This window comes from Streptomyces sp. NBC_01571 (assembly GCF_026339875.1).
Lineage (GTDB): Bacteria > Actinomycetota > Actinomycetes > Streptomycetales > Streptomycetaceae > Streptomyces.
Map to the genome: position 1 here is coordinate 525,930 of NZ_JAPEPZ010000001.1, position 21,858 is coordinate 547,787.

19 protein-coding genes are annotated in these 21,858 nt (G+C 71.8%); 7 read left to right on the top strand and 12 right to left on the bottom strand.

The window, feature by feature from the left end; all coding sequences use genetic code 11:
• The first annotated feature begins 70 nt into the window (after positions 1–70).
• Positions 71–961: an LLM class F420-dependent oxidoreductase gene (locus OHB41_RS02485; RefSeq protein ID WP_266696286.1), complete on the top strand. Its 891-nt coding sequence runs from the start codon at positions 71–73 to the stop codon at positions 959–961.
• Between the two features lie 27 nt (positions 962–988).
• Here OHB41_RS02485 and OHB41_RS02490 read toward each other — a convergent pair whose 3' ends face one another.
• The 3 genes from OHB41_RS02490 to OHB41_RS02500 all read right to left on the bottom strand — a co-directional run bounded on the left by OHB41_RS02490 (position 989) and on the right by OHB41_RS02500 (position 3,454).
• Positions 989–1,510: an NUDIX domain-containing protein gene (locus OHB41_RS02490; RefSeq protein WP_266696287.1), complete on the bottom strand. Its 522-nt coding sequence runs from the start codon at positions 1,508–1,510 to the stop codon at positions 989–991.
• A gap of 106 nt (positions 1,511–1,616) precedes the next feature.
• Positions 1,617–1,958, bottom strand: a complete 342-nt coding sequence (locus tag OHB41_RS02495) for a DUF6194 family protein (RefSeq protein WP_323138447.1) — start codon at positions 1,956–1,958, stop codon at positions 1,617–1,619.
• 122 nt (positions 1,959–2,080) lie between these two features.
• The gene (locus OHB41_RS02500) at positions 2,081–3,454 is read right to left on the bottom strand and encodes an ATP-binding SpoIIE family protein phosphatase (protein WP_526024880.1); all 1,374 of its coding nucleotides are present in this window, start codon (positions 3,452–3,454) and stop codon (positions 2,081–2,083) included.
• Positions 3,455–3,838: 384 nt separating this feature from the next.
• On the opposite strand from OHB41_RS02500, the gene OHB41_RS02505 reads away from it, so the two are divergent.
• Positions 3,839–6,412, top strand: a complete 2,574-nt coding sequence (locus tag OHB41_RS02505) for a SpoIIE family protein phosphatase (protein WP_266696288.1) — start codon at positions 3,839–3,841, stop codon at positions 6,410–6,412.
• Positions 6,413–6,888: 476 nt separating this feature from the next.
• On the opposite strand, the gene OHB41_RS02510 is transcribed toward OHB41_RS02505, so the two are convergent.
• The gene (locus tag OHB41_RS02510; RefSeq protein WP_266696289.1) at positions 6,889–8,286 is read right to left on the bottom strand and encodes a PP2C family protein-serine/threonine phosphatase; all 1,398 of its coding nucleotides are present in this window, start codon (positions 8,284–8,286) and stop codon (positions 6,889–6,891) included.
• Between the two features lie 96 nt (positions 8,287–8,382).
• Between OHB41_RS02510 and OHB41_RS02515 the strand changes: the two genes are divergently transcribed.
• Positions 8,383–9,207, top strand: coding sequence for an SAM-dependent methyltransferase (locus OHB41_RS02515; RefSeq protein ID WP_451289638.1), 825 nt, complete (start codon positions 8,383–8,385; stop codon positions 9,205–9,207).
• A gap of 212 nt (positions 9,208–9,419) precedes the next feature.
• On the opposite strand, the gene OHB41_RS02520 is transcribed toward OHB41_RS02515, so the two are convergent.
• On the bottom strand, positions 9,420–10,214 hold the full coding sequence (locus tag OHB41_RS02520; protein WP_266696291.1) for an SDR family NAD(P)-dependent oxidoreductase: 795 nt from the start codon (positions 10,212–10,214) through the stop codon (positions 9,420–9,422).
• A gap of 343 nt (positions 10,215–10,557) precedes the next feature.
• Entirely contained in the window at positions 10,558–10,977 is a 420-nt protein-coding gene (locus tag OHB41_RS02525; RefSeq protein ID WP_266696292.1) for an SRPBCC family protein, read from the bottom strand.
• A 505-nt stretch (positions 10,978–11,482) separates the two neighbouring features.
• On the opposite strand from OHB41_RS02525, the gene OHB41_RS02530 reads away from it, so the two are divergent.
• Both OHB41_RS02530 and OHB41_RS02535 read left to right on the top strand, forming a co-directional pair.
• Positions 11,483–11,782, top strand: coding sequence for a hypothetical protein (locus OHB41_RS02530; protein WP_266696293.1), 300 nt, complete (start codon positions 11,483–11,485; stop codon positions 11,780–11,782).
• 155 nt (positions 11,783–11,937) lie between these two features.
• Positions 11,938–13,119: a N(5)-(carboxyethyl)ornithine synthase gene (locus OHB41_RS02535; protein WP_266696294.1), complete on the top strand. Its 1,182-nt coding sequence runs from the start codon at positions 11,938–11,940 to the stop codon at positions 13,117–13,119.
• A gap of 77 nt (positions 13,120–13,196) precedes the next feature.
• Here the strand turns inward: OHB41_RS02535 and msrA are convergent, their stop codons facing one another.
• Positions 13,197–13,709, bottom strand: a complete 513-nt coding sequence (gene msrA / locus OHB41_RS02540) for a peptide-methionine (S)-S-oxide reductase MsrA (RefSeq protein WP_266696295.1) — start codon at positions 13,707–13,709, stop codon at positions 13,197–13,199.
• Positions 13,710–13,995: 286 nt separating this feature from the next.
• A complete protein-coding gene (locus tag OHB41_RS02545) occupies positions 13,996–14,586 on the bottom strand; it encodes a TetR/AcrR family transcriptional regulator (protein ID WP_266696296.1) in 591 nt (196 codons plus the stop codon).
• A gap of 312 nt (positions 14,587–14,898) precedes the next feature.
• Between OHB41_RS02545 and OHB41_RS02550 the strand changes: the two genes are divergently transcribed.
• Positions 14,899–15,843 carry an alpha/beta hydrolase family protein gene (locus OHB41_RS02550; RefSeq protein WP_526024881.1) on the top strand — a complete coding sequence of 315 codons (945 nt, stop codon included), beginning with the start codon at positions 14,899–14,901 and terminating at the stop codon, positions 15,841–15,843.
• Positions 15,844–16,009: 166 nt separating this feature from the next.
• Here the strand turns inward: OHB41_RS02550 and tkt are convergent, their stop codons facing one another.
• The 3 genes from tkt to OHB41_RS02565 all read right to left on the bottom strand — a co-directional run bounded on the left by tkt (position 16,010) and on the right by OHB41_RS02565 (position 19,416).
• Positions 16,010–18,235, bottom strand: a complete 2,226-nt coding sequence (gene tkt / locus OHB41_RS02555; RefSeq protein ID WP_266696297.1) for a transketolase — start codon at positions 18,233–18,235, stop codon at positions 16,010–16,012.
• Positions 18,236–18,566: 331 nt separating this feature from the next.
• The gene (locus OHB41_RS02560; RefSeq protein WP_323138347.1) at positions 18,567–18,908 is read right to left on the bottom strand and encodes an ANTAR domain-containing protein; all 342 of its coding nucleotides are present in this window, start codon (positions 18,906–18,908) and stop codon (positions 18,567–18,569) included.
• A 133-nt stretch (positions 18,909–19,041) separates the two neighbouring features.
• A complete protein-coding gene (locus tag OHB41_RS02565) occupies positions 19,042–19,416 on the bottom strand; it encodes a helix-turn-helix transcriptional regulator (protein ID WP_266696298.1) in 375 nt (124 codons plus the stop codon).
• Positions 19,417–19,598: 182 nt separating this feature from the next.
• Here OHB41_RS02565 and OHB41_RS02570 point away from each other — a divergent pair, with 182 nt between their 5' ends.
• Positions 19,599–20,006 carry an STAS domain-containing protein gene (locus OHB41_RS02570; protein ID WP_266696299.1) on the top strand — a complete coding sequence of 136 codons (408 nt, stop codon included), beginning with the start codon at positions 19,599–19,601 and terminating at the stop codon, positions 20,004–20,006.
• 121 nt (positions 20,007–20,127) lie between these two features.
• Here OHB41_RS02570 and OHB41_RS02575 read toward each other — a convergent pair whose 3' ends face one another.
• Positions 20,128–21,855, bottom strand: coding sequence for a thiamine pyrophosphate-dependent enzyme (locus tag OHB41_RS02575; RefSeq protein ID WP_266696300.1), 1,728 nt, complete (start codon positions 21,853–21,855; stop codon positions 20,128–20,130).
• Positions 21,856–21,858 lie beyond the last annotated feature (3 nt).

Genomic DNA, 21,858 nt, shown 5'->3' on the forward strand with positions numbered 1-21,858 from the left:
AACTGCATCCATACGACTGAATCGCCACCCGGCCGGGAACATCGGGGTCGGGGTCACGGTTGATCACAGTATGGCTTCTGAGACACGTGAGGAATTCGGGCGGATCGGTATCTGGAGCGGTGCTCTGCACCGGTCGCGGGTCGACGACGCGGGCAAGGAAGCGATCGCGGAAGCGGTCGCCGAGCTCGAAGACCTGGGGTACGGCACTCTCTGGCTCGGCGGCAGCCCCTCACCCGACGACGCCGCGGCTGTCGTCGACGCCACCCGCACGGTCACCGTGGCCACGGGCATCCTGAGCATCTGGGAGCACACGGCTGAGGAGGTGACGGCGCGGATCGCGGAGCTCGACGCGAGCGCCCGTGGACGGTTCGTCCTCGGCCTGGGCGTGAGCCACGGTCAGTTGGCCCCGCAGTACGCGAAGCCGTACAGCGCGATGGTGGCCTACCTGGACGCGCTCGACGCCGCCACCCCGCCCGTGGACCGTGGTCACCGGGTCCTGGCGGCGCTCGGCCCGAAGATGCTGAAGCTCGCGACCGACCGGGCACTGGGTGCGCACCCCTATCTCGTCACCACCGAGCACACGGCGGAGGCCCGCGAGGCACTCGGTCCCGACGCGCTGCTCGCCCCGGAACTGTCGGTCGTGCTCGACACCGACCTCGACCGGGCACGTACCACCGCGCGGACCATGCTGGCGATGTACCTCCAACTGCCCAACTACACCAACAATATGCTGCGCCTGGGGTTCACGGAGAGCGACTTCGAGGACGGCGGAAGCACACGTCTCCTGGACTCCGTCTTCGCCCTGGGCGACGCCGAGCGCGTGCGAGCCCGGACCCGGGAGTACTTCGACGCCGGCGCCGACCACATCGCTCTCCAGGTACTGACCGCCGATGAGGGCGGAGCCGGTCTGCCGCGGGCCGAGTGGCGTGAGCTGGCCGCGGTGTTCGCCGACGAGCTGTAGAGAGCGGAAGTGCTCTGGATACGGCGATCAGCGGTCGGAGACCTCACGCAGCCATCGCGCATGCCGCCGGACGCGTGACGCGTCGACGGGGAAGTAGCCGGCCCAGGCCTCGTCCAGCGACGTCCAGGTCGCGGGCTGTCCTCTTTCGGTGACCAAAGGCGTCGCAGCGTCCACGATCGCGACGAAGGACAGTCCAAGAGTCGCCGGCCACCGCGGGTGATAGGAGCGCACGGTGGCCGCGGCGGGTTCCCGCAGCAGCTCCGCCTCGACACCGGTCTCCTCGAAGAGCTCGCGGCGTGCTCCCTCCCGGGGAGTTTCCCCGGGCTCGACCCGGCCGCCCGGCGGGACCCGGCCGCGCCACCGGTGATGGACCAGCAGCACCCGGGAGAGGTCCTCGTCGAAGACCCACACCTCTGCGGCAAGTGGCCCCGGAGGCCCCTGGGCGGCAGAAGTGAGCCACCGTCCGGCGCCGTCGAACTCCGTTCTCGCCAGACGGACATCGGCAGTCGCGGCCTCCACCACCCGAGGGTCGAACGCGTCACGCATCATCGGGACAACATAGGGCGGGGGTCTGACATCGCAGACGCCCGACAGCGTCTGGGACGCGGTCCCCCCGGTCGTGCGCCGGGCGGTCATGCACGGTCAGCCGCACCGATCAACCCGCACCGGTCGGTCGTTCTCCGGTGGTCGTACCGGCTCGTTGCCGCCGCGCGGACCGGCGACGAGCGTCGTCATGGGCGGCGCGCAGAAGCCTCACGACCGTGTCCGCCGTCCTGTCCCCGGGAGTGACGACACAGATCCAGCCGTACGCTCCGTAGACCGGGTGCGGCAGCACACGGTCCGCGGCCGTGTGGTCGCGGGGACGGCCGTCGAGCGCGCGTGGGTCCTCCCCCACGAGCTCGCGGAACCTCGCGCGGCCGACGTGGATGTTGACGCGCCAGCGGTCCGGCGGATCGAGGTCGGAAGCGGTGTCGCCGGGGTGGTTGCGGGTGACGATCGTTCAGGGTCCCCCCCGGGCGTCGGCCGCGAGCCGGGCTTCAGGAACGGGTCCGCCGGGCGGGAGCGCCGTAGTCGTCGGCAGGCCCCCACCTGCCCGGAAGGGCCGGACGCGTCACGCCACTACGGGTTCGCCGGGCCCCCGAGGCCTTCGTCCTCGCCGGTCTCCAGGCCCTGTTCCGTCCAGACCACCTTGCCGTGTGAGGTGTAGCGGGTTCCCCAGCGCTGGGTGAGCTGGGAGATGAGGAAGAGGCCGCGGCCGCCCTCGTCCGTGGTGGCCGCGCGCCGCACGTGGGGTGAGGTGCTGCTGGCGTCGGAGACCTCGCAGATGAGGGTGCGGTCACGCAGCAGGCGTAGCTCGATGGGGGGCGAGGCGTACCGGATGGCGTTGGTGATCAGTTCGCTGAGGATCAGTTCCGTGGTGAACACCGCGTCGTCCAGGCCCCATTCGGTGAGTCGGCGTTCGACCGCAGCGCGCGTCTCGGCGACCGTCGCGGGGTCCGCGGGAACGTCCCAGGAGGCGAGGTGCTCGTCGTCGAGGGCCCGCGTGCGGGCCACCAGGAGGGCGATGTCGTCCCCGGGGTGGCCGAGCCGGTCGGGCACCAGGGCGTCGAGCACGGCTTCGCAGGTCTCCTGCGGTGACCGGCCCGGGCGTCCGAGTACCTGGCGCAGCCATTCCTGCCCGGTGGCCGGCTCCGGGTTGTGGTGCTGGAGCAGGCCGTCCGTGTAGAGGACGAGCCGGCTGTTCTCGGGGACGTCGACGGTGAGGCTCTCGAAGGGCTGGCCCCCGAGGCCCAGGGGCGGGCACTCGCGTACGCGGGGGAAGTCCGCGGTGCCGTCCGGCAGGATCAGGACGGGCGGCGGGTGGCCGGCCCGGGCCATGACGCACTGCCTGCGGACCGGGTCGTAGACCACGTACAGGCAGGTGGCCCCGGTGAGTACGGAACCGTCCGCGTCCCCGGCGCGGCCGGGCCGCCGCTCCCCACCGGCCGGGCGTCCCTCGTCGCGGTCGAGGCGGATCACCAGATCGTCGAGGCGGCCCATGAGTTCTTCGGGCACCAGATCCAGGTCCGAGAAGTTGTGGACGGCGGTGCGCAGGCGTGCCATGGCGACGGCGGCGTGCAGGCCGTGCCCGGTCACGTCACCCGCGACGAGGGCGACACGCCCGCTGGAGAGCGGGATGACGTCGAACCAGCCGCCGGCCGCCGTCGCCTGTCCCGGCAGATAGCGGTACGCCGCGTCCACGGCGTTCTGCTCGGGCAGCCCGTGCGGCAGCACCGGGTGGCCTCGGCCAGGGGTTGCAGTGTCGTGCTCGGACGTGCTCGGACGGGCGGACTTCAGCGCGTCCAGTACGGCCGGGGAGTGGGCGAAGGTCTCGGCGACCGCGAGCGCGCGCGTGCGGGCCTCCTGCGTGGCCTCCTTCCGGTCCTGCAGCACCAGGACCGTGGTCGCGGCGGCTATCAGCAGCACCGCGATGGTCACGGCCAGCGCGAGCATCTGGCCCGCGATGCTGTGCGGGAGGAGGCTGAAGCGGCTCCGCCTGCGGCCGGGTCCGGGGCGGGATCAGCACCCCGGTCCAGACGCTCGCGCCGCCCGGAAAACCTGCGTCCGATCAGGCTGGGCGGTGTCCGGGACCTGTCGACTGCCCGAGGCATACAGCCATGGTCGTACGCACTATGAGTAAAGGTCCAACCATATGACCGTCCGTACGGATTATTGATGTCACGGATGCCGGTCACGGGCGCCGGAGTACCACGGTGGGGCCCGTGATCCTCCGGGCCCACGGGCCGGGGACGTCAGGTCGTCGAGGTGCGGGCCGGTGTGCGTCGCGGCCGGGGTGGACCCGCGCGCCGTCACTCGAATCCGGCTTATCGTGCTCATATGGGTGATGTTCGGTGCGGCTGGTGCGACAAGCCGCTGCCGGATGAGGCCGGACCCAACCGGCGGTACTGCGGACCGGCCCACCGGCAGGCTGCCTGGCGGGCGCGCCGCCGCTGGGAGGCCGCGGCCCAGGCGCGCCATGCGCTCGTCCTGGCCGACGCGGAGCTGCTGTCCCGGGCGCGGACGATGTCGCAGGAGGCGGCCACCCAGGATCCGGAGCGGATGGCCACGACGGCGGGCCACTGTGCCGCGGCCGCCGGCCACAGCGTCGCGGCGGCGGAGATTCTCGGGCTGGCCGAGCAGTTGGTGCGGTCCGCGGTACTGGCCGACCGGCAGGGCGGGGCCGACTGGACGCGGATCGGCGCGGGGCTGGGGATGAGCGGCGCGGCGGCCCGGCACCGCTTCGGACGGATGTGCGCCCGCGAGCAGGACGGGCAGGGGGCGCGCGGCCCGTCACCGCCCGTCGGCTCCACCGGTTCGACGCACCCGGAAGCGCTCGGCGCGCTGCTGCTCCCGGCGGTGCGGGACACCGGTGCGTCCGTGAGCGGGATCTACCTGTTCCGGCCGGGCCGGCCGGTGCTCCACCTGGCGGTGACGACCGGGGGCACGACGGTCGCGCTGTGGGAAAGGGTGGAACCGGCGGCCGAGGGGCCCGTGGCCGAGGCGGTACGCGAGCAGCGCCTGGTGTGGGTCGCCGGCCATGCGGAGCTGGCCCGCCGCTATCCGCGGGCCGCGCTCACGCTGCCCTATCCCGTGGCGGTGGCGGCCGCACCGGTGACCACCGGCGCCACCATGTGGGGCGCGCTGGCGTTCCTGTGGCCCGGTACGCATCCGCGCCTGCTGAGCGCCGTCGAACGCGACGCGGTCACCACCGCGTGCCACCGCGTCGGCGCGTTCCTGCGGCAGGCCGCCGCCGACGGGCGGCCGGTCCTTCCCACGGAACGTCCGCACGTCCCGGACCCGCCCCGGGCCCGCACCCCCGGACCGGCGGAGGCGCTGGCCGCCGTAGATCTCGTCGACCGCCTCCCGGAGGGCTGTCTGGCGCTCGACCTGGACAACCGGATCACGTTCATCGACGCCACCGCCCGCGATCTGGTCGGCGGGAGCATTCCGGACCTGCTCGGGACGTCGTTGTGCGAGGCCCTGCCGTGGCTGGACGAGCCGGTCCTCCAGGACCACCAGCGAGCCGCGACCATAAGCCGTCGCCCCGCCGTCTTCACGGCCCTGGGTCCACAGGGCCGGTGGCTGGACTTCGAGCTGCATCCCGACGTCTCCGGCACCACTGTCCGTGTCACTTCCGCCGACGAGGCCGGTCCGGCGGACCGGGCACGGCGGGGCGGCCGGGACGGCGCCCTCGTCCCGACGCGGGCACGCGTGCTGTACGACCTGATGCATCTGGCCGCCTCACTCACCGAAGCCGTCAGTGTGCAGGACGTGGTGGAGCTGGCGGCCGACCAGATCATGCCCACCTTCGACGCGCAGGGCTTCGTCCTGTCCGTGGCCGAGGACGGCCGGCTGCAGATCGTCGGCTCCCGTGGGTACCGGGACGAGGTACTCAGGCCCTTCGACGGACCGCCGCTCACCGACCGGTCGGCACCGACGGTGTACGCCCTCACCGCCGGAGTCCCTCTCTTCTTCGGCTCCCCTCAGGACATGGAGAGGTTCCACCCCGACATCCCGCGGCTGACCGGGAGGGCGGCATGGGCCTTCCTGCCCCTGGTCATCTCGCGTCGCCCGGTCGGCTGCTGGGTGCTGTCCTTCGACCGTCCCCGCCCCTTCGGTCCCGACGAGCGTGCCGTCCTGACCTCGCTGGCCGGGCTGATCGCCCAGGCCCTCGACCGCGCCCGACTCTACGACGCCAAGCACCAGCTCGCCCACGACCTGCAGAGTGGCCTGCTCCCCACGACCCTGCCCGCGGTGCCCGGCCTGGAGGTCGCGGCCCGGTACCTGCCCGCGGCCCGTGGCATGGATGTCGGAGGCGACTTCTACGACCTCATCCGTCTGGACGCCACCACCGTCGCCGCCGCCATCGGTGACGTCCAGGGGCACAACGTGCACGCCGCCGCTCTGATGGGACAGATCCGCACGGCCGTCCACGTCACGGCGGGGGCGTCACCCGACGAGGTCCTCGCCCGTGCGAACCGTCTGCTCACCGACTTCGACCCGGGCCTCTTCGCCAGCTGCCTGTACGCGCATCTCGATCTCGCGCATCATCGCGCGCATCTGGCCACGGCGGGTCACCCGCCGCCGCTCCTGCGCGACGCCCGCGGACGTACCGAGGTCCTCGACCTGCCGCCCGGGCTCCTGCTCGGTATCGACTCCGCCGCCGACTACCGGACCACCGAGATCCCGCTGCCACCCGACTCGCTGCTGGCTCTGTACACCGACGGCCTGATCGAAACCCCGGGCGGCGACATCGGCGAGGCCGCCGCCGACCTCGCGGATCACCTCGCCCGCATCGCGGACCAGCCCGTCGGCACCCTCGCCGACGCCCTCATCCGGCACACCCCCCACACCGACCCGCGCAGTGACGACGTGGCCCTGCTCCTGCTCCGCGCGACGGACGCGACCTGACGGACGATCCGGCCGGCGGCCGCCGAAGGGACCGGCGCCCGGAGCACGTCGCGATCCTCCGGAGGAGCGCCGTCGCTCCAGCACACGGGGAGGCCCGGTCCGCCGCCTCGGGGAGCGACGGACCGGGCCTGCGTCCACGGTGCCACACCCGCCCCTGACGCGCTCGCCCGCCGGGCGACGGCGGCGCGGGAGGGCGCGGGACGGCGCGGCTCCCGAACGGAACGGAATCCGGGCGGAGCCGCATGGGGGACCTGCGGCACGTCGAGCGGGGACCACGCGCCAGAGCGTGACCGACCTGCACGATCCTCACGAGCCGCCGACCGGTGCGACGCCCACAAGCCTGCGATCCGCCTCGTGTCCACGAGCCGGTGATCTCCACGATGCCCACGAGCCACCGCGCGCGGCACACCCGTGCCTGCCGCCTCGCCCGTACGAGCGAGGTCCCCGGCGCGACGGACCGGTCGGCCCCCTGCCGCTCAGGACGGTGCCGGGCGCTTCGTGGGTGTCAGTTCGGCCAGGAGGAGCGTCCGGTCGTCCGCGCCGCCCCCGCTCGGCGACGTCTTGTGCAACAGCCGCTGGCCGAGTGATTCCAACGCGTCCGGGCCCTCGGTTCCCACGGGTTCGGCGCCGTCCGTGCCGAGGAGACCGGCGAGGCGGGCGATGCCCTGTTCTATGTCGGTGTCGCGGGACTCGACCAGACCGTCGCTGTAGAGCAGCAGCAGTATCGGTTCGGGCACCCGGACGACGGTCGGTTCGTAGCTGCCCATACCGAGTCCGAGGGGCAGCCCCGCGCTGGTGAGCGTGACGGGTCTGGCGCGTCCGTCCGCAGTACGGATCAGGGGGGGAGGATGGCCGGCTCCGACGAAGGTGCAGAGCCGCTTCTCCGCGTCCCACTCGGCGTACATGCAGGTGGCGAAGGAGGCACCCGGCGTGTCGCAGGCCAGTTCGTCCAGCCGGCGCATCAGCTCGGCCGGCGTGATGTCCAGCCCCGCGAGGGTGCGGACGGCCGTGCGCAGCTGGATCATGGCGACGGCCGATTCCGGCCCGTGCCCCATGGCGTCCCCGACGATCAGACTGACGCGGCCCTCGGACCGCGGCAGTACGTCGAACCAGTCGCCGCCGATGATGTTGTCCTGCCCGGCCGGGAGATAGCCGTGGGTGATGCGACACCCCTCGAACGTCTGTGAGGTCGCGGGCAGCAGGCTCTGCCGGATGGCCAGCGCCATGCGACGTTCGCGTTCGTAGCGCCGCGCGTTGTCCAGGGCCACACAGGCCCGCGCGGCCAGCGATTCCACGGCGGTGGCGTCCGCGGTCAGGAAGGGCGCCCGGTCCGGGCCGCGCGTGCACGCGATGAACCCGACCGCGATGCCCCGCAGATGCAGCGGGACGACGAGGAAGGATGCCGTCCGCAGCAGGGCGTCCATCCGGACGTCGTCGCCCCCGGCGGCGCTGAGCCGCTCCGACGTGTGGGCGTCGACCGAGTCGAGCAACTGTGTCGTACGGGTGGCGATGCAGCGCGTGTACGGGGTCTCGCGGGGAAAGACGATCACCTCGCCGACGGGCAGCGTCCCCTCCCAGTCCTCGGGCGCGTCCGTCCCGATGCGCAGGGCCAGTCGCCGGGCCTCGATCTTGGCCGGATCCGCGGAGTGGTACGCGTTCTCCTCCAGCAGCCACCGCTCCAGCAGGTAGACCGATGCGGCGTCGCAGAACCCGGGAGCCAGCGCCTGGACGACATGGCTGCCGGTCAGGTGCAGGTTGAGTTCCGAGCCGATGGCGTCGGCCGCGCCCGAGAAGACCGGCCGAAGGCGCGCGAACGTGGCTGCCGCATCGTCCGCGTGACTGTGTGCTTCGTTCCGCAGGGCGGTGCCTTCCACTGGAGGGGGTCGAATCGCGTGGCATGGACACACCTCGCCGCGCCTGGTCGGCAACTATATGATGGGGCGTCAAGATCACTTCCAGAACGGGGAGTTGTGGTGTCAGGTAGCGAAGGTCTGCCTCAGGGGGTCGACCCGGACAAGGCGAGCGTGGCCCGGATGTACGACGCAATGCTGGGCGGCCAGCACAATTTCGCCATAGACCGGGAGGCGTTGGCGGCGTTCACGGCCATCGACCCGCAGGTGCGCACACTGGCCCGGGCCAACCGCGCCTTTCTCGGGCGGGCCGTGCGTTTCCTGGTCGACGCCGGGGTGCGGCAGTTCATCGACCTCGGATCGGGCATCCCGACCCAGGGCAACGTCCACGAGGTGGCGCAGGCGGCCTGCCCGGGAGCCCGGGTGGTGTACGTGGACAGCGATCCGGTCGCCGTGGCGCACAGTGCCGCGTTGCTCGCCGACAACCCGGACACGGACATCGTTGACGCCGACATCCGTCGCCCGGCCGATGTGCTGTCCTCGCCGCAGGTACAGAAACTGATCGACTTCGATCAGCCCGTCGCCGTGCTGATGATCACGATCCTGCACTTCATCGCGCCCGAGGAGGACCCGGCCGGCATCGTGGCCGCGTTCCGGGACGCCCTTCCCGAGGGGAGCTGGCTGGCGCTGACGCACGCGACGAACCAGGACCGCCCCGACACCGCCGCCGCCGTGGGGAAGTTGTACCGTTCCCGGGCCACCTCGCCGGTCACCGCCCGGTCCCACGGCGAGATCCTCGGACTCTTCGACGGCTTCGACCTCGTGGAGCCCGGCCTGGTCTACGTACCCCTGTGGCGCCCCGATGCGGACGACCACGTCCCGGAGAACCCGTCGGAGTACTGGGTGTACTCGGGCGTCGGCCGCAAGCGTCCGGCGGGCGCCTGAGCCGGTCACCCGGCGAGCCTCTCGGAGGCTGTCCCCGGGTCACCGTCAGGGTCGCCGGCCGGAGCGTCGGCTCTCGCCACGGACGTGGTCGTCGGCCCGGTCCCGGGCGCCCCTGATGCGTACCGGCCCTGATGGTGCTCCATCCGCGTCCGGAACTCGCGCTCCCTCCGCGGAGGGCCGCCCGCGCCGGACAGGCCCGTCCGGTGCGGTGGTCAGGGGATGACGGCGTCGATGCAGCCTCCGTCGACCCGCAGCGCGCCCCCCGTGGTGGCGGAGGCCTGGTCCGAACTCAGGTACACCACCATGTTGGCGATCTCCTCGGGAGCGATCAGACGCCGCAGCAGCGACTGCGGTCGGTGCTCTCTCATGAAGACCCGCTCCGCCTCCTCCCAGGGCAGGTCACGGCCGACCAGTTCGTACACGAACTCCTCGACGCCGGCGGTGTGGGTGGGGCCGGCGAGGACCGAGTTGACGGTGACGCCCGTTCCGGCGGCCTTCTTCGCGAAGCCGCGGCCGACGGCCAGGAGAGCGGTCTTCGTCATGCCGTAGTGGATCATCTCCTCGGGGATGGCCACCGCCGATTCACTGGCGATGTACTGGATGCGGCCCCAGTCGCTCTCGATCATCCGCGGCAGGTACGCACGGGTGAGGCGGACCGCGGCGAGCACGTTCACCTCGAAGTACCGGCGCCATTCCGCATCGGTGATGTCCAGCGGGTCCTGGGAGCCGAAGACACCCAGGTTGTTGACGAGCACGTCGACGTCCGGCAAGGCGTCGAGGGCACGCCCGGCACCGTCCTCGGAGGCGACGTCCGCGTCGATGGCGACGAAGTCACCGTCCGGCACCTCCTCCCGCAGTTGCCCGACCGCCGCGTCGACCCTCTCCTTGTCGCGGCCGTTGACGCCCACCCGCGCCCCAGCATCCGCGAGACCGGCCGCGATGGCGGCCCCGATGCCCTGCGTCGACCCTGTCACCAGGGCGGTCCGTCCCGTGAGATCGATGCGCATGTACGACTCCCTTGCTGTGGCCGGCCGAGGTGCCGGTCCGGGGTCCAGGCCCTGGAGCACGGCTCTCACCCGTGCGTGGGCCGCCGCACTCCGTGTGACGCGACGGCGTCACGTCGTGGCCACGCCGATCCGGAACGACGCCGACGTCCCTCGCCCGCCCGCGCCCGGGCCTCGAGCCAGGCATCCGCCGCGCCGTCCCCGTGGCGTTTCCGTGCCGCGGGCCGGTGCCGACTACGGCTGCCGGCCGCAGGGCCGGGCGGTGGACGGCCGCCGTCGGCAAGCCGCCGTCGGCACCCGGGCCTGGGGTCACGCGGCCTCATCCCTGTGCGTCGTCCGCCGGCGTTCAGTCCGCCAGCATCGTGTGCAGCGCGTCGAGACCGTCGCGGTAGACGCCGGTGAACAGGGCCACCATCTCGTCGTCGCTCGCCCCTTGCGGGTAGAAACGGCCGGACCACTGCACTTCGGCACTGTCGGGCTCGCCGGGCACGGTGTGCACCCGGAGCGTCGCGAGATAGCCGACGACGGGGAACGGCGCCTCCACGATGGTGTACGAGTAGGACCGGTCCCCCTCGCTGAACCCGACCAGCCGCTCGACGACGACCTCTCCGTCGCCCATGATCAGCCGACGGACACGGCCGCCCTCCAGTGGCGTGCTCTCGGGGATCTGCGGAACCCACTCGGGCAGGGAACCGAAGCCGCCGATCACCTGCCACACGCGCCCGGGGGACGCGGGGACGACCCTGCTCACCGAGGTCGATGCCATTGCTTCTGCTCCAGGACTCGTCGGTCTGCGGGGGCGGGAGTGCTCGCGACAGTCGGGCCGGTCGGCTTCACACCTTTCACAGATCATCATAAAAGGCACATGCGATGAGAGGCACGCGGAACCCTTCGCGCGGCCCACGGAGGCCCTCACGCGGCATGCCGAGGCCCCCGCGCCACGGCGTCCGGCAGGGCGTGACCGCCACGGCGGGCGCCCGCTCCGTGTCTCCTGCCGCCCGGCCCTGGGCCCCTGAGCACGCGGGGTGGACGCAACGGGTGGCCGGAGAGAGTACCGTGGCGTCACCGAGCGCACCTCGCATGCCGTTATCCGTTTCGGCGTCGCCCTCGGGGAACGGCAGACGCCGGAGCTGTGCGCTCCGGCCGGAAATGAGCCGCCCCATGCCTTCTGGCTCGTACTCTCGCGCCGTCATCCGTATTCCGTTCGGCGCCCCGCGGTAGCGGACTTCCTGGTCCCCGAGGTGTTCCGGCACCTCGCCCCCCTTGAGCCGATGACCGACGAAGAGGATGCGGCACTCATGTACTCACAGGACGCGATCTCCGGCCATCGCCGGGGCCGCCCCGAACCGACCGCCGAGATGGTCTCCGGACTGGCCTGCCTCATCTGCGGCACGGACTACCGGAACGCACCGGACGCGGACGCGGTGGTGGTCTCGCACCGCGACGACGGACAGCTGCTCGCCTGTCACGGAACATGCGCCCGGCTGGCGAGCGGGTCGGTCACCGGGCTGGAGGAGACACCCCTCCCGCTGGACGAGCGCCTGCGCAGACACGAGGCCCGTCAGCGCTGAGACGGGGAGGCACGTGGCACCCCGGACGCACCCTCCGGCGGTGGTCACGGCCGACGCGCGCCCGGACTCCCCCGGCTGCGGCCGGCGCCCGCCCGCGCAGCGCGCGCAGGCGACGACGAACCCATCTTCATGACAGTTACATGACAAGGAAGCGCATGACCCTTATGAGTCTCGGAGTCCTTGCCTCCTCCCGCAAGGAGAACGAGTTCCGGCTGCCGTTGCACCCCGACCACCTCGAACGGATCGCCCCGGACGTCCGCGAGAGGATCTTCCTGGAACGCGGCTACGGCCGACGGTTCGGCATCGACGACGATGCCCTGCTGCCGCTCGTGGCGGGCCTGCGCTCCCGCGAGCGGCTTCTCGCCGAGTGCGAGGTGCTGCTGCTGCCCAAACCGACGCACGACGACATCGCCGAGCTGCGCGAGGGCCAGGTGCTGTGGGGATGGCCGCACTGCGTTCAGGACGGGAAGACGACCCAGCTCGCCATCGACCGACGACTGACCCTCGTCGCCTGGGAGGCGATGAACCACTGGACGTCCACGGGCGCGTTCAGCGTCCACGTGTTCCACAAGAACAACGAGCTGGCGGGCTACTGCTCGGTGCTGCACGCCCTGCAGCTCGGTGGCGTGACCGGCAGCTACGGACGTCGGCTGCGCGCCGTGGTCATCAGCTTCGGCGCCACGGCGCGCGGAGCGGTCACGGGACTGGGCGCGATGGGGGTCTCCGACGTCACGGTGCTCACCCAGCGCGCCGCGGCGGCGGTGGCCTCGCCCATGCCGTCGGTCGTGATGGGCCACTTCGAGGAGCAGGCGGACGATCCGTCGCGCCTGCGGGCCCTCACCGCGGCAGGTCCCGTGCCGCTCGCGGAGTACCTGGCAGGGTTCGACATCATCGTCAACTGCATCCGGCAGGACACCGACGCGCCTCTGATGTTCGTCAGCGAGGAGGAGCTCTCCCTGTTCCGCCCCGGCACCTTCTTCGTCGACGTCGCCTGCGACGAGGGCATGGGCTTCGGCTGGGCCCGTCCGACCACCTTCGGCGAGCCCATGCCCACGGTGGGACCGGACTGCCACTACTACGCGGTGGACCACAGCCCGTCCCACCTGTGGAACTCGGCCACCTGGGAAATCAGCGAGGCGCTCCTCCCCTACCTGCGCAAGGTCATGAGCGGCCCCGCCGCCTGGGAGGCCGACGCCACGGTCAGGAACGCCATCGAGATCCGCGACGGCGTCGTACGGAACCCGAAGATCCTCTCGTTCCAGCACCGTACGGCCGCGTACCCCCATGCCCCCCAGATCCCGGCCCCGACGCCACGCCCCGCCGCGCAGCCGGCCTGACAACGCCCGAGGTGTTCGTCACCGGCCCTGCGGCCGGTGCCGGCCACCGCGCGCTCGCCGGCCGCGCCTTCCCGGAATCAGGCTTCCGCGCGCTTCGGCAACCGCCAGTTCGGCCGCGGGAAGTGGCAGGTGTAGCCCTCGGGGTACTTCCGCAGGTAGTCCTGGTGCTCGGGCTCGGCCTCCCAGAAGGCGCCGGCCGGCACGACCTCGGTCACGACCTTCCCCGGCCACAGTCCCGAGGCGTCGACATCGGCGATGGTGTCCTCGGCGACCCGTCGCTGCTCGTCGTCGAGATAGAAGATCGCGGAACGGTAGCTGAGGCCGATGTCGCCTCCCTGCCGGTTCTTCGTGCTCGGGTCGTGGATCTGGAAGAAGTACTCCAGGATGGCCCGGTAGTCCGTCACGGCGGGATCGAAGGTGATCTCGATCGACTCGGCGTGCGTTCCATGATTGCGATAGGTCGCGTTGGCCACGTCGCCGCCGCTGTATCCCACCCGCGTGGCCAGGACACCCGGAAGCGTCCGGATCAGTTCCTGCATCCCCCAGAAGCAGCCACCCGCCAGCAACGCCTTTTCCTCAGTGGCGCTCATAGCTCTTCACATCCCTTTTCGTCTCTTTGCACGGTCCACGTGCGGACCGTGCGGACTCAACGGCGCGACCACCGGCCGTTCCCCCACGGACAGACGTCGAAAACGTGCCCGGAAATTCCCGTCGGCCCGCACCGCCTGGCAGTACGCCGTCCGGCGACCGCCCGGAACCCACACCCGAAGTGAATCACGGAGCGCACGCCGCACGGTGAGCGGAAGCCGTCGCCGGGCGCACGTCCGGCGGCCGGCCGGCCGGTACGGCACTCGCCGTCCACCGCGGTGCCCCGGGTCAGGGCGACCGGCGCAGCCCTGCGACGAGGAGTTCGACCAGTCGGCGCGCGTCATAGCGCGGATCGGCGTCCGCGCCGATGCAGAGGTTCCCGACGCCGCGCATGAGCACGATCGCGTCCATGTCGGAGCGGATCTCGCCGGCGGCGGCCGCGGCTTCGAGCAGCCGGCCGCACACGGGCACCAGACGGTCGAGGAAGTAGTCGTGCAGCGTGTCGAAGCCGGCGGCGTCGGACTGCAGCACAGCGGCCAGTCCGTGCTTGGTGACCAGGAAGTCGACGAAGAGATTGATCCACTGCCCCAGTGCGACATGGGGGGTGGGGCTGCTCGCCAGCAGGGCCGGACCGGCCTCGGCGCAGGCTTCGACCTGGTGCCGGTAGACGGCGATGATGAGATCCGCCCGCGTCGGGAAGTGGCGGTAGATCGTGCCCGTCCCGACCCCGGCCTTGGCCGCGATGTCCCGCACCGGCGCCTCCACACCCGAGGTCACGAAGATCGCGGCGGCCGCGTCGAGCAGCGTCTCCTCGTTGCGCCGGGCGTCCGCCCGCTTGGGCCGGGCCGTACGCCCCGCCTCCCCGTCGCTGTCACTCACCGCGCCATCCTCTCCACCACCGGGCTTGCTATCCGGAACGGCGTTCCGTATCTTCAAACGGGACAAGGTTCCGTTTGCTCATCATCCCAGAGCCGGGCCCGACCGCCAAACCGTGCGCGGCCGGCCGCCGACCCGTCGGAAAGGCCCGGCGACGGCTGTGCGGGAAGCCCGTCGCGGGTGAACGCGAACACGGTGGCGGCCCGCGTCGGCACGACACGAAACCGGCCCGCTCCCGACCCGGCGCGGACCTCCGACGCACCGAAGACCCCCACCGAACCGACCGCGCGAAGAACTTGAACGGAAGGCACCTCCATGCCCGAAACATCCATGGCGACCACCCCGACCGGCACGCTCACGCCCACCCCGGTCGTCTCCGTGAAGCCGGTCGTGCTGCCGGCCCCCGGCCGCGGTGAGGACCTGCGGGTCCGGGTGTCCGCGCCCACGACCGGGCACGACCTGCCCGTCATCGTCTTCTCGCACGGCTACAGCTGGTCGATGGACGGTTATGCCCCACTGGCGGACTTCTGGGCTGCGCGCGGCTTCGTGGTCCTGCAGCCCACCCATCTCGACTCGAAGACGCTCGATCTGCCTGCGGACGACCCCCGTACGCCACTGATCTGGCGTTTCCGGGTCGAGGACATGAAGCGCGTCATCGACCGGCTCGACCTGCTGGAAGCTTCCGTTCCGGGCCTCGAAGGGCGCCTGGACCGCAGTCGCGTCGCCGTGGCCGGTCACTCCTGGGGGGCCCAGACGGCGAGCATGCTGCTGGGCGCGCGGGTGCTCGACTCCGAAGGTGCCCCCGGGGAGGACATGTCCGACCCGCGGGTCTCGGCGGGTGTGCTGCTCGCCGCGCCCGGCCGGGGCGGGGACGACCTGTCTCCGTTCGCGGCCGAGCACTTCCCCTTCATGAACCCGTCCTTCGACCACATGACCCCGCCGGTCCTCGTGGTAGCGGGGGACGGGGACCAGTCCGCGCTGTCCGTCCGGGGACCGGACTGGTTCACCGACCCGTACTTCCTGAGCCCGGCCGGCAAGAGCCTGCTGACCTTGTTCGGCGCGGAGCACTCGCTCGGCGGGATCCCCGGGTACAGCGTCGCGGAAACCACCGACGAGAGTCCCGAACGAGTCGCCCTGATACAGCAGTTCACCTGGGCGTTCCTGCGCACCGCGCTGCACCCCGGGGACACGAGCTGGCCGACGGTCCGCTCCGCGCTGGAGGCCGATCCCAAGCCGCTGGGCGAGGTTCGGAGCAAGTAGCGAGGCGGGTCGTGCCACCGGCCCCAACCGGGCACCGCACCCTGTGCCTGCGGCCCTGCGACCCGCTCGGGCGGCCCTGTGCCTGCGGCCCTGCCCGGGCGGGCGGCCGGAGCGTGACCGGAGGCCGGGAGGCGGAGCGCCGTGTTCTTGGCGCTCCGCCTCCGGGTCACGGGCGGTCGCCGGTGCCGCCGCCGGTGGGCGCGGCGGTCTGCTGACGGCCTCCCGGACGTGGTGTGCCGGCCGCGTCGTGGACGCTGTCGTGGGCGGCGGCCGCCACCGCTTCGGCCGTGATGCCGAACTCGGTGTAGAGACGCTGGTAATCGGCCGAGGCGCCGTAGTGCTCCAGACTGACGATGCGTCCCGCGTCCCCGACCACGTCGCGCCAGCCCTGTCCCACGGCGGCCTCCACACTGACCCGTGCCCGTACCGCGGGCGGCAGCACCTCGTCCTGGTAGTCACCGGGTTGGGCGGCGAACCACTCCCGGCACGGCATCGACACCACCCGTGCCCTCAGACCGTCCCGGGCCACGAGGGCACGGGCGTCGAGGGCGATCTGCACCTCCGAGCCCGTCGCGACGAGGATGACGTCCGGCATCGCGCCATCGGCGCCATCGGCAAGGACGTAACCACCGTGTGCCGCACCGGAGGCCGCGGCGAACTCCCCGCTGTCGCGGTCCAGGACCGGCAGGTTCTGACGGGTCAGGATCATCCCGGCGGGGCGGTCGGTGTGTTCCAGGACGGTGCGCCAGCAGGCGGCGGTCTCGTTCGCGTCGGCGGGACGCACCACGTCCAGACCGGGGATGGCGCGCAGCGCGGCGAGGTGTTCGACGGGCTGGTGGGTGGGCCCGTCCTCGCCGAGACCGATGGAGTCGTGGGTCCACACGTAGGTGGCGGGCAACCGCATCAGCGCCGCCAGGCGCACGGCGGGACGCATGTAGTCGGAGAAGGTGAGGAAGGTGCCGCCGTACGGGCGGGTCAGGCTCTGCAGGGCGATGCCGTTGAGCACCGCGCCCATGGCGTGCTCTCGGATCCCGAAGTGCAGCGTGCGCCCGTACGGGCCGCCCTTCCACTCCCTGGTCTGCCGGTCGGCCGGAAGGAAGGACGGTTCGCCCTCCATCGTGGTGTTGTTGCTCTCGGCCAGGTCGGCCGAGCCTCCCCAGAGTTCGGGCAGTACGCCCGCGAGCGCCGTGAGGACCTGGCCGGACGCCTTCCGGGTGGCCATGCCCTTAGGGTCGGCCGGGAACTCGGGCAGGGCGTCGGTCCACCCCTTGGGGAGCTCCTGTGCCCGGAGCCGGTCCAGCAGTGCCGCGCGGTCCGGGTCGGCCTCCCGCCAGGCGTCGAACGCCTCCTGCCACCGGGCGTGCGCCTCGCGGCCGCGCTCGGAGGCGGCGCGGGTCCGCGCCAGGACCTCGTCCTCGACGACGAACGTGCGCTCGGGGTCGAAGCCCAGCAACTCCTTGGTCGCGGCGACCTCCTCGTCGCCGAGCGCCGAACCGTGGGCCTTCCCGGTGTTCTGCTTGGTCGGGGCCGGCCAGCCGATCAGGGTGCGCAGCATGATCAGCGAGGGGCGTCCCGTTTCCGTTTTGGCGGCCTCGATCGCGGCCAGCAGCGCGTCGACGTCCTCCACGTAGTCGCCGGTGCGGGTCCAGTCCACCGTCTGCACGTGCCAGCCGTACGCGGCGTAGCGGGCGGGGACGTCCTCGCTGAAGGAGACGTCGGTGTCGTCCTCGATGGAGATGTGGTTGGAGTCGTAGAACACCACCAGGTTCCCCAGCTCCTGATGGCCGGCCAGCGACCCGGCCTCGGCGGTGACGCCCTCCATCATGTCGCCGTCCGAGGCGATCACGTACACGTGGTGGTCGAAGGGCGAGGCACCGGGTGCGGCGTCCGGGTCGAGCAGGCCGCGCTCGCGGCGCGCGGCCATCGCCATGCCCACCGCGCTGGCCATGCCCTGGCCCAGTGGGCCGGTGGTGATCTCCACACCGGCCGTGTGTCGGTGTTCCGGATGCCCGGGGGTGGCCGAACCCCAGGTGCGGTACGCCTCGAGGTCGGACAGCTCAAGGCCGTACCCGGCCAGGTAGAGCTGGATGTACAGGGTCAGGCTCGAATGTCCGCACGACAGCACGAACCGGTCCCGGCCGAGCCACCGGTCGTCACTCGGGTCGTGCCTCATCACCTTCTGGAACAGCAGATACGCCAGAGGGGCGAGGCTCATCGCCGTCCCGGGATGGCCGTTCCCGACCTTCTGCACCGCGTCCGCGGCCAGCAGTCGGACGGTGTCCACCGCCCGCACGTCCACCGGGTCCCAGCCCGCCCGGTCGGCCACCGGCAGGCCCAGGCCGCGATCACGTCCGGCGATCACGCTCGCGGTGTTCGACGGCTCGCTCACCATGGGGTTCTCCTCAACACGTCGTGGATTCACAAAGTAGGCGACTTCCTGGCCGACGGCGCTCCGACGCGCACCGTCCGCTCCGGCGCGCCGGAGCTCCCCGGAGAGCCGGTGCCGGCCGACCGCACAGGCCCGGCGAAACGGGCACGGTGGAACGACTACCCGGGCCCCGCCGCCACACGCCCCACGACTCGGACCTGCGCGGCCCTCGCGCACCAGGTCTGTGTACGCGGTGGCGCGCGAACCGTCGCGGGCCACCGCGAGGCGCCGTCGTCGATCAGGCCGACCGCGAAGCGTGACAGGACCTCGTCCGCGACCTCGTGGGGCCGGGGACCTACTCCGCCGGGGCCGAGGAGTCGCCGAGTCCGAGCTCGCGCTCCAACTGGCTGCGAATCTCACCGGGCAGCCGGCCCGTTCGCGCCCAGTCGACGATCAGTTCGGCCACATGGCGCAGCTTGACGTTGGTGTTCTGGGAGATGCTCCGCAGCGTGTCCCAGCCCTCGTCCGGAGTCAGGCGGCCGACCGCCAGGATGACGCCGATGGCCTGATCGACCACGGCGTGCGACCGCACGGCCTGCTTGAGCTGGAGGTTCTCGTCCTCCAGGCGCAGCACCTCGTCCGCCGAGGCCTCGAAGGGCGAGGGGAGCTGCCGCGTCATGTCCGCTTCGGACGTCAACGTCGCCTCCTTGGTCCGGGGAGTCCGGCGCTACTTCGTCTCATCTCATGCCCTCGAATTCGACGCCGTCACACCGGCGTCGGGAGCCGGCTCGCGCTGCCGCCTCAGACGCGCGGGGACCGCGCCGGCGACGTCACCGCTCACCTTCCGTGGCATGTGCGTGCGGGGACGCCCTTCGCGACTGCCGGTCGCCGGTGCTGCCGTGCTCGGCGTCGTGCCGGGCGAGGAGGGCCAGCAGGTCCGCCACCTTGGGTCCGGAGTCCGCCGGGTGCCGCAGGAGGGTTCCCTCCTCGATCTGGTACTCGTTCGAGCGTCCTTGCCGGGTGTGGGTGAGGTATCCGCCCTCCTCCAAGTCGGAAATGATCTTCTGGACGGCCCGCTCGGTGAGCTGGCAGCGCGCGGCGATGTCGCGGATGCGCGTGGTGCGGTCCTCGGCGATGGCGGCCAGCACGCGGGCGTGGTTGGTGAGGAACGTCCAGCCTGTGTGGGACTCGGGTACTCCCTGCATCCTCCCAGAGTAGACGCAGCATTCACGTATAAGAAAGGGTGAAAATCTTTTCGTGTATCTCTTGACGGGTGAAGGGTGGGGCACGGACCCTTGGGGGGTTCCCGTCCACGGCGACCCGGCGTCGTGGACTTCGGCCCTGGCACGCCCCCACCGAGCCCTGTCACACGGAAGGGATGACCGTGATGGAGTCCCCACGGCTGTCGGTAACCCGTTCCACCACTGCCGAGGGCATCGCTGTGCTGGCCCTGCGCGGCGAGATCGACTTCACCACCGGCACCGAGGTCCAGCGTGCGCTCCTCGGTCCCGACGGCGAGGCGGCCGCCCGTACCGTGGTGGAGCTGAGTCAGGTGACCTTCATGGACTCCAGCGGCATCAACGCGCTCATCGGGGCCCACCACACCGCTACCGCCCGGCAGGGCTGGGTGCGCCTGGCGGCCCCCTCCCCCGCGATCCTGCGCGTCCTCCAGATCGTGGGCCTCGACAGCGTGATCACCTGCTACCCCACGCTCCAGCAGGCGTTGAGTGTCGGCGCGCGGGGCAGCCGGGCCGGTGCCGACCGTGATCGACCGGACGGTTCGGCGGGTGACTGAGACGAGGGTGTACGACGGCCCCGCGCCGTGACGCCGCTGTCCGGGCCCAGGCCGGGCACGGACCGCGCGGCCCGCTCGCAGCCCGTGTCCAGCCCGGCGAAGACCCGGGGCGGGTCCCGGTTCAGCCTTCGTGGCTCGGGAGGATCTCCTTGACCTTGGCGATGGCGAAGCCCCATCCCTGGGACACGGTCGGCTTGCCCGGCACCGCCACCTCCTGCGGATTGGTCAGCACGTCCAGCAGGACCGGCCCAGGGGTGTCGAGGGCCCGGCGCACGCTGTCGTCGAGATCGGCCGGGTCGGTGACACGGATGCCGGTGAGGCCGAGCGCGGTGGCCACCGCGGCGAAGTCGGGGTTGTCGAGCTCCGTACCGAACTCGGGCAGTCCGGCCTGCTCCTGCTCGAGTTTGACCATCCCCAGGCGGCGGTTGTCGAAGACCACGAGCTTCACCGGCAGCCGGTAGGTCTTGATCGTCATGAGGTCGCCGAGCAGCATGCTCAGTCCGCCGTCGCCGCAGAAGGCGACGATCTGGCGGTCGGGCGCCCAGAGTTGCGCCCCGAGGGCCTGGGGCATGGCGTTGGCCATCGAGCCGAGGTTGTACGAGCCGATCAGGCGCCTGCTCCCCCGCATGCCGACGAAGCGGGACAGCCAGACGGTGGCCATTCCGGTGTCGGACGTGAAGACGGCGTCCTCGGCGGCGTGGGCGTCCACCGCGGCGGCCAGCGCCTCGGGGCGGATCTCGTGGTCCCGGTTGTCCAGGGCGGCCCTCAGCTTCCCGGTCCAGCGGCGCTCGTGACCCGGGTCGGCCAGCCGCCGCTGCCCTTCCTGCCAGTGGGTGAACCGTTCCCGCGCGTCGTCCAGGTGGCCCCGGTCCCGGGTCGCCTTCAACAGCGGGAGCAGGGCCCGCAGCGTCGCACCCACGTCGCCCGTCAGACCCACGTCCACGGGGACCCGGCGGCCCAGGTGCTCCTCACGGGTGTCGACCTGGACGACCTTGCACCCCTTCGGATACCAGTCCCGGTACGGGAAATCGGTGCCCAGCATCAGGAGCGCGTCGCCGCTGTCGAGCGCGTGGGCAGCGGCGGGGTTGCCTATCAGACCGGTCTGGCCGACCTGGAACTCGTTGTCCCCCTCGAACCCCTCCTTCGCCTTGAGGGTGAGCACCATCGGCGCCGCGAGTGTTCCGGCCGTCCGCAGGACCTCGGCCCGGGCGGCGCGGGCTCCGCGGCCGACGAGCAGGGTGACCCGGTCGGCGGCGTTGAGGAGTTCGGCGGCCTGCGCGAGCGCGGGGTCGTCCGGGCGGGTGACGGGGCGGTCGAGGGCGAAGCGGGCGGGCCGGTCGTCGCCGAGTTCCTGGTCGCCGAGGTCGCCGGGCACGGTGAGCACCGCCACTCCCCCCTGGCATACGGCCGCGCGGACGGCGGACTCCAGCATCCGCGGCATCTGGTCGGGGGAGGTGACGGTGGCCCGGTAGACGGCCACGTCGCGGAAGAGCAGGTCGTTGTCGACCTCCTGGAAGTAGTCGCTGCCGACCTCGGCGAGGGGTACCTGACCACAGATCGCGAGCACGGGGGTCCGGCTCTTCGCCGCGTCGTAGAGCCCGTTGAGAAGGTGTACGGAGCCGGGTCCCACCGTCCCCATGCACACTCCCAGCGTCCCCGAGAGCTGGGACTGCGCTCCGGCGGCGAAGGCCGCGGCCTCTTCGTGCCGGCAGCCGACCCAGTTCAGGTCCTCGGTGGTACGGATCGCGTCGGTCAGCGGGTTCAAGGCGTCTCCGACCACGCCGAAGACGTGCTGGACGCCCAGTTCCTCGAGTGCGTCGACGATCACACGGGCGACGGTTCGTGCCACGGG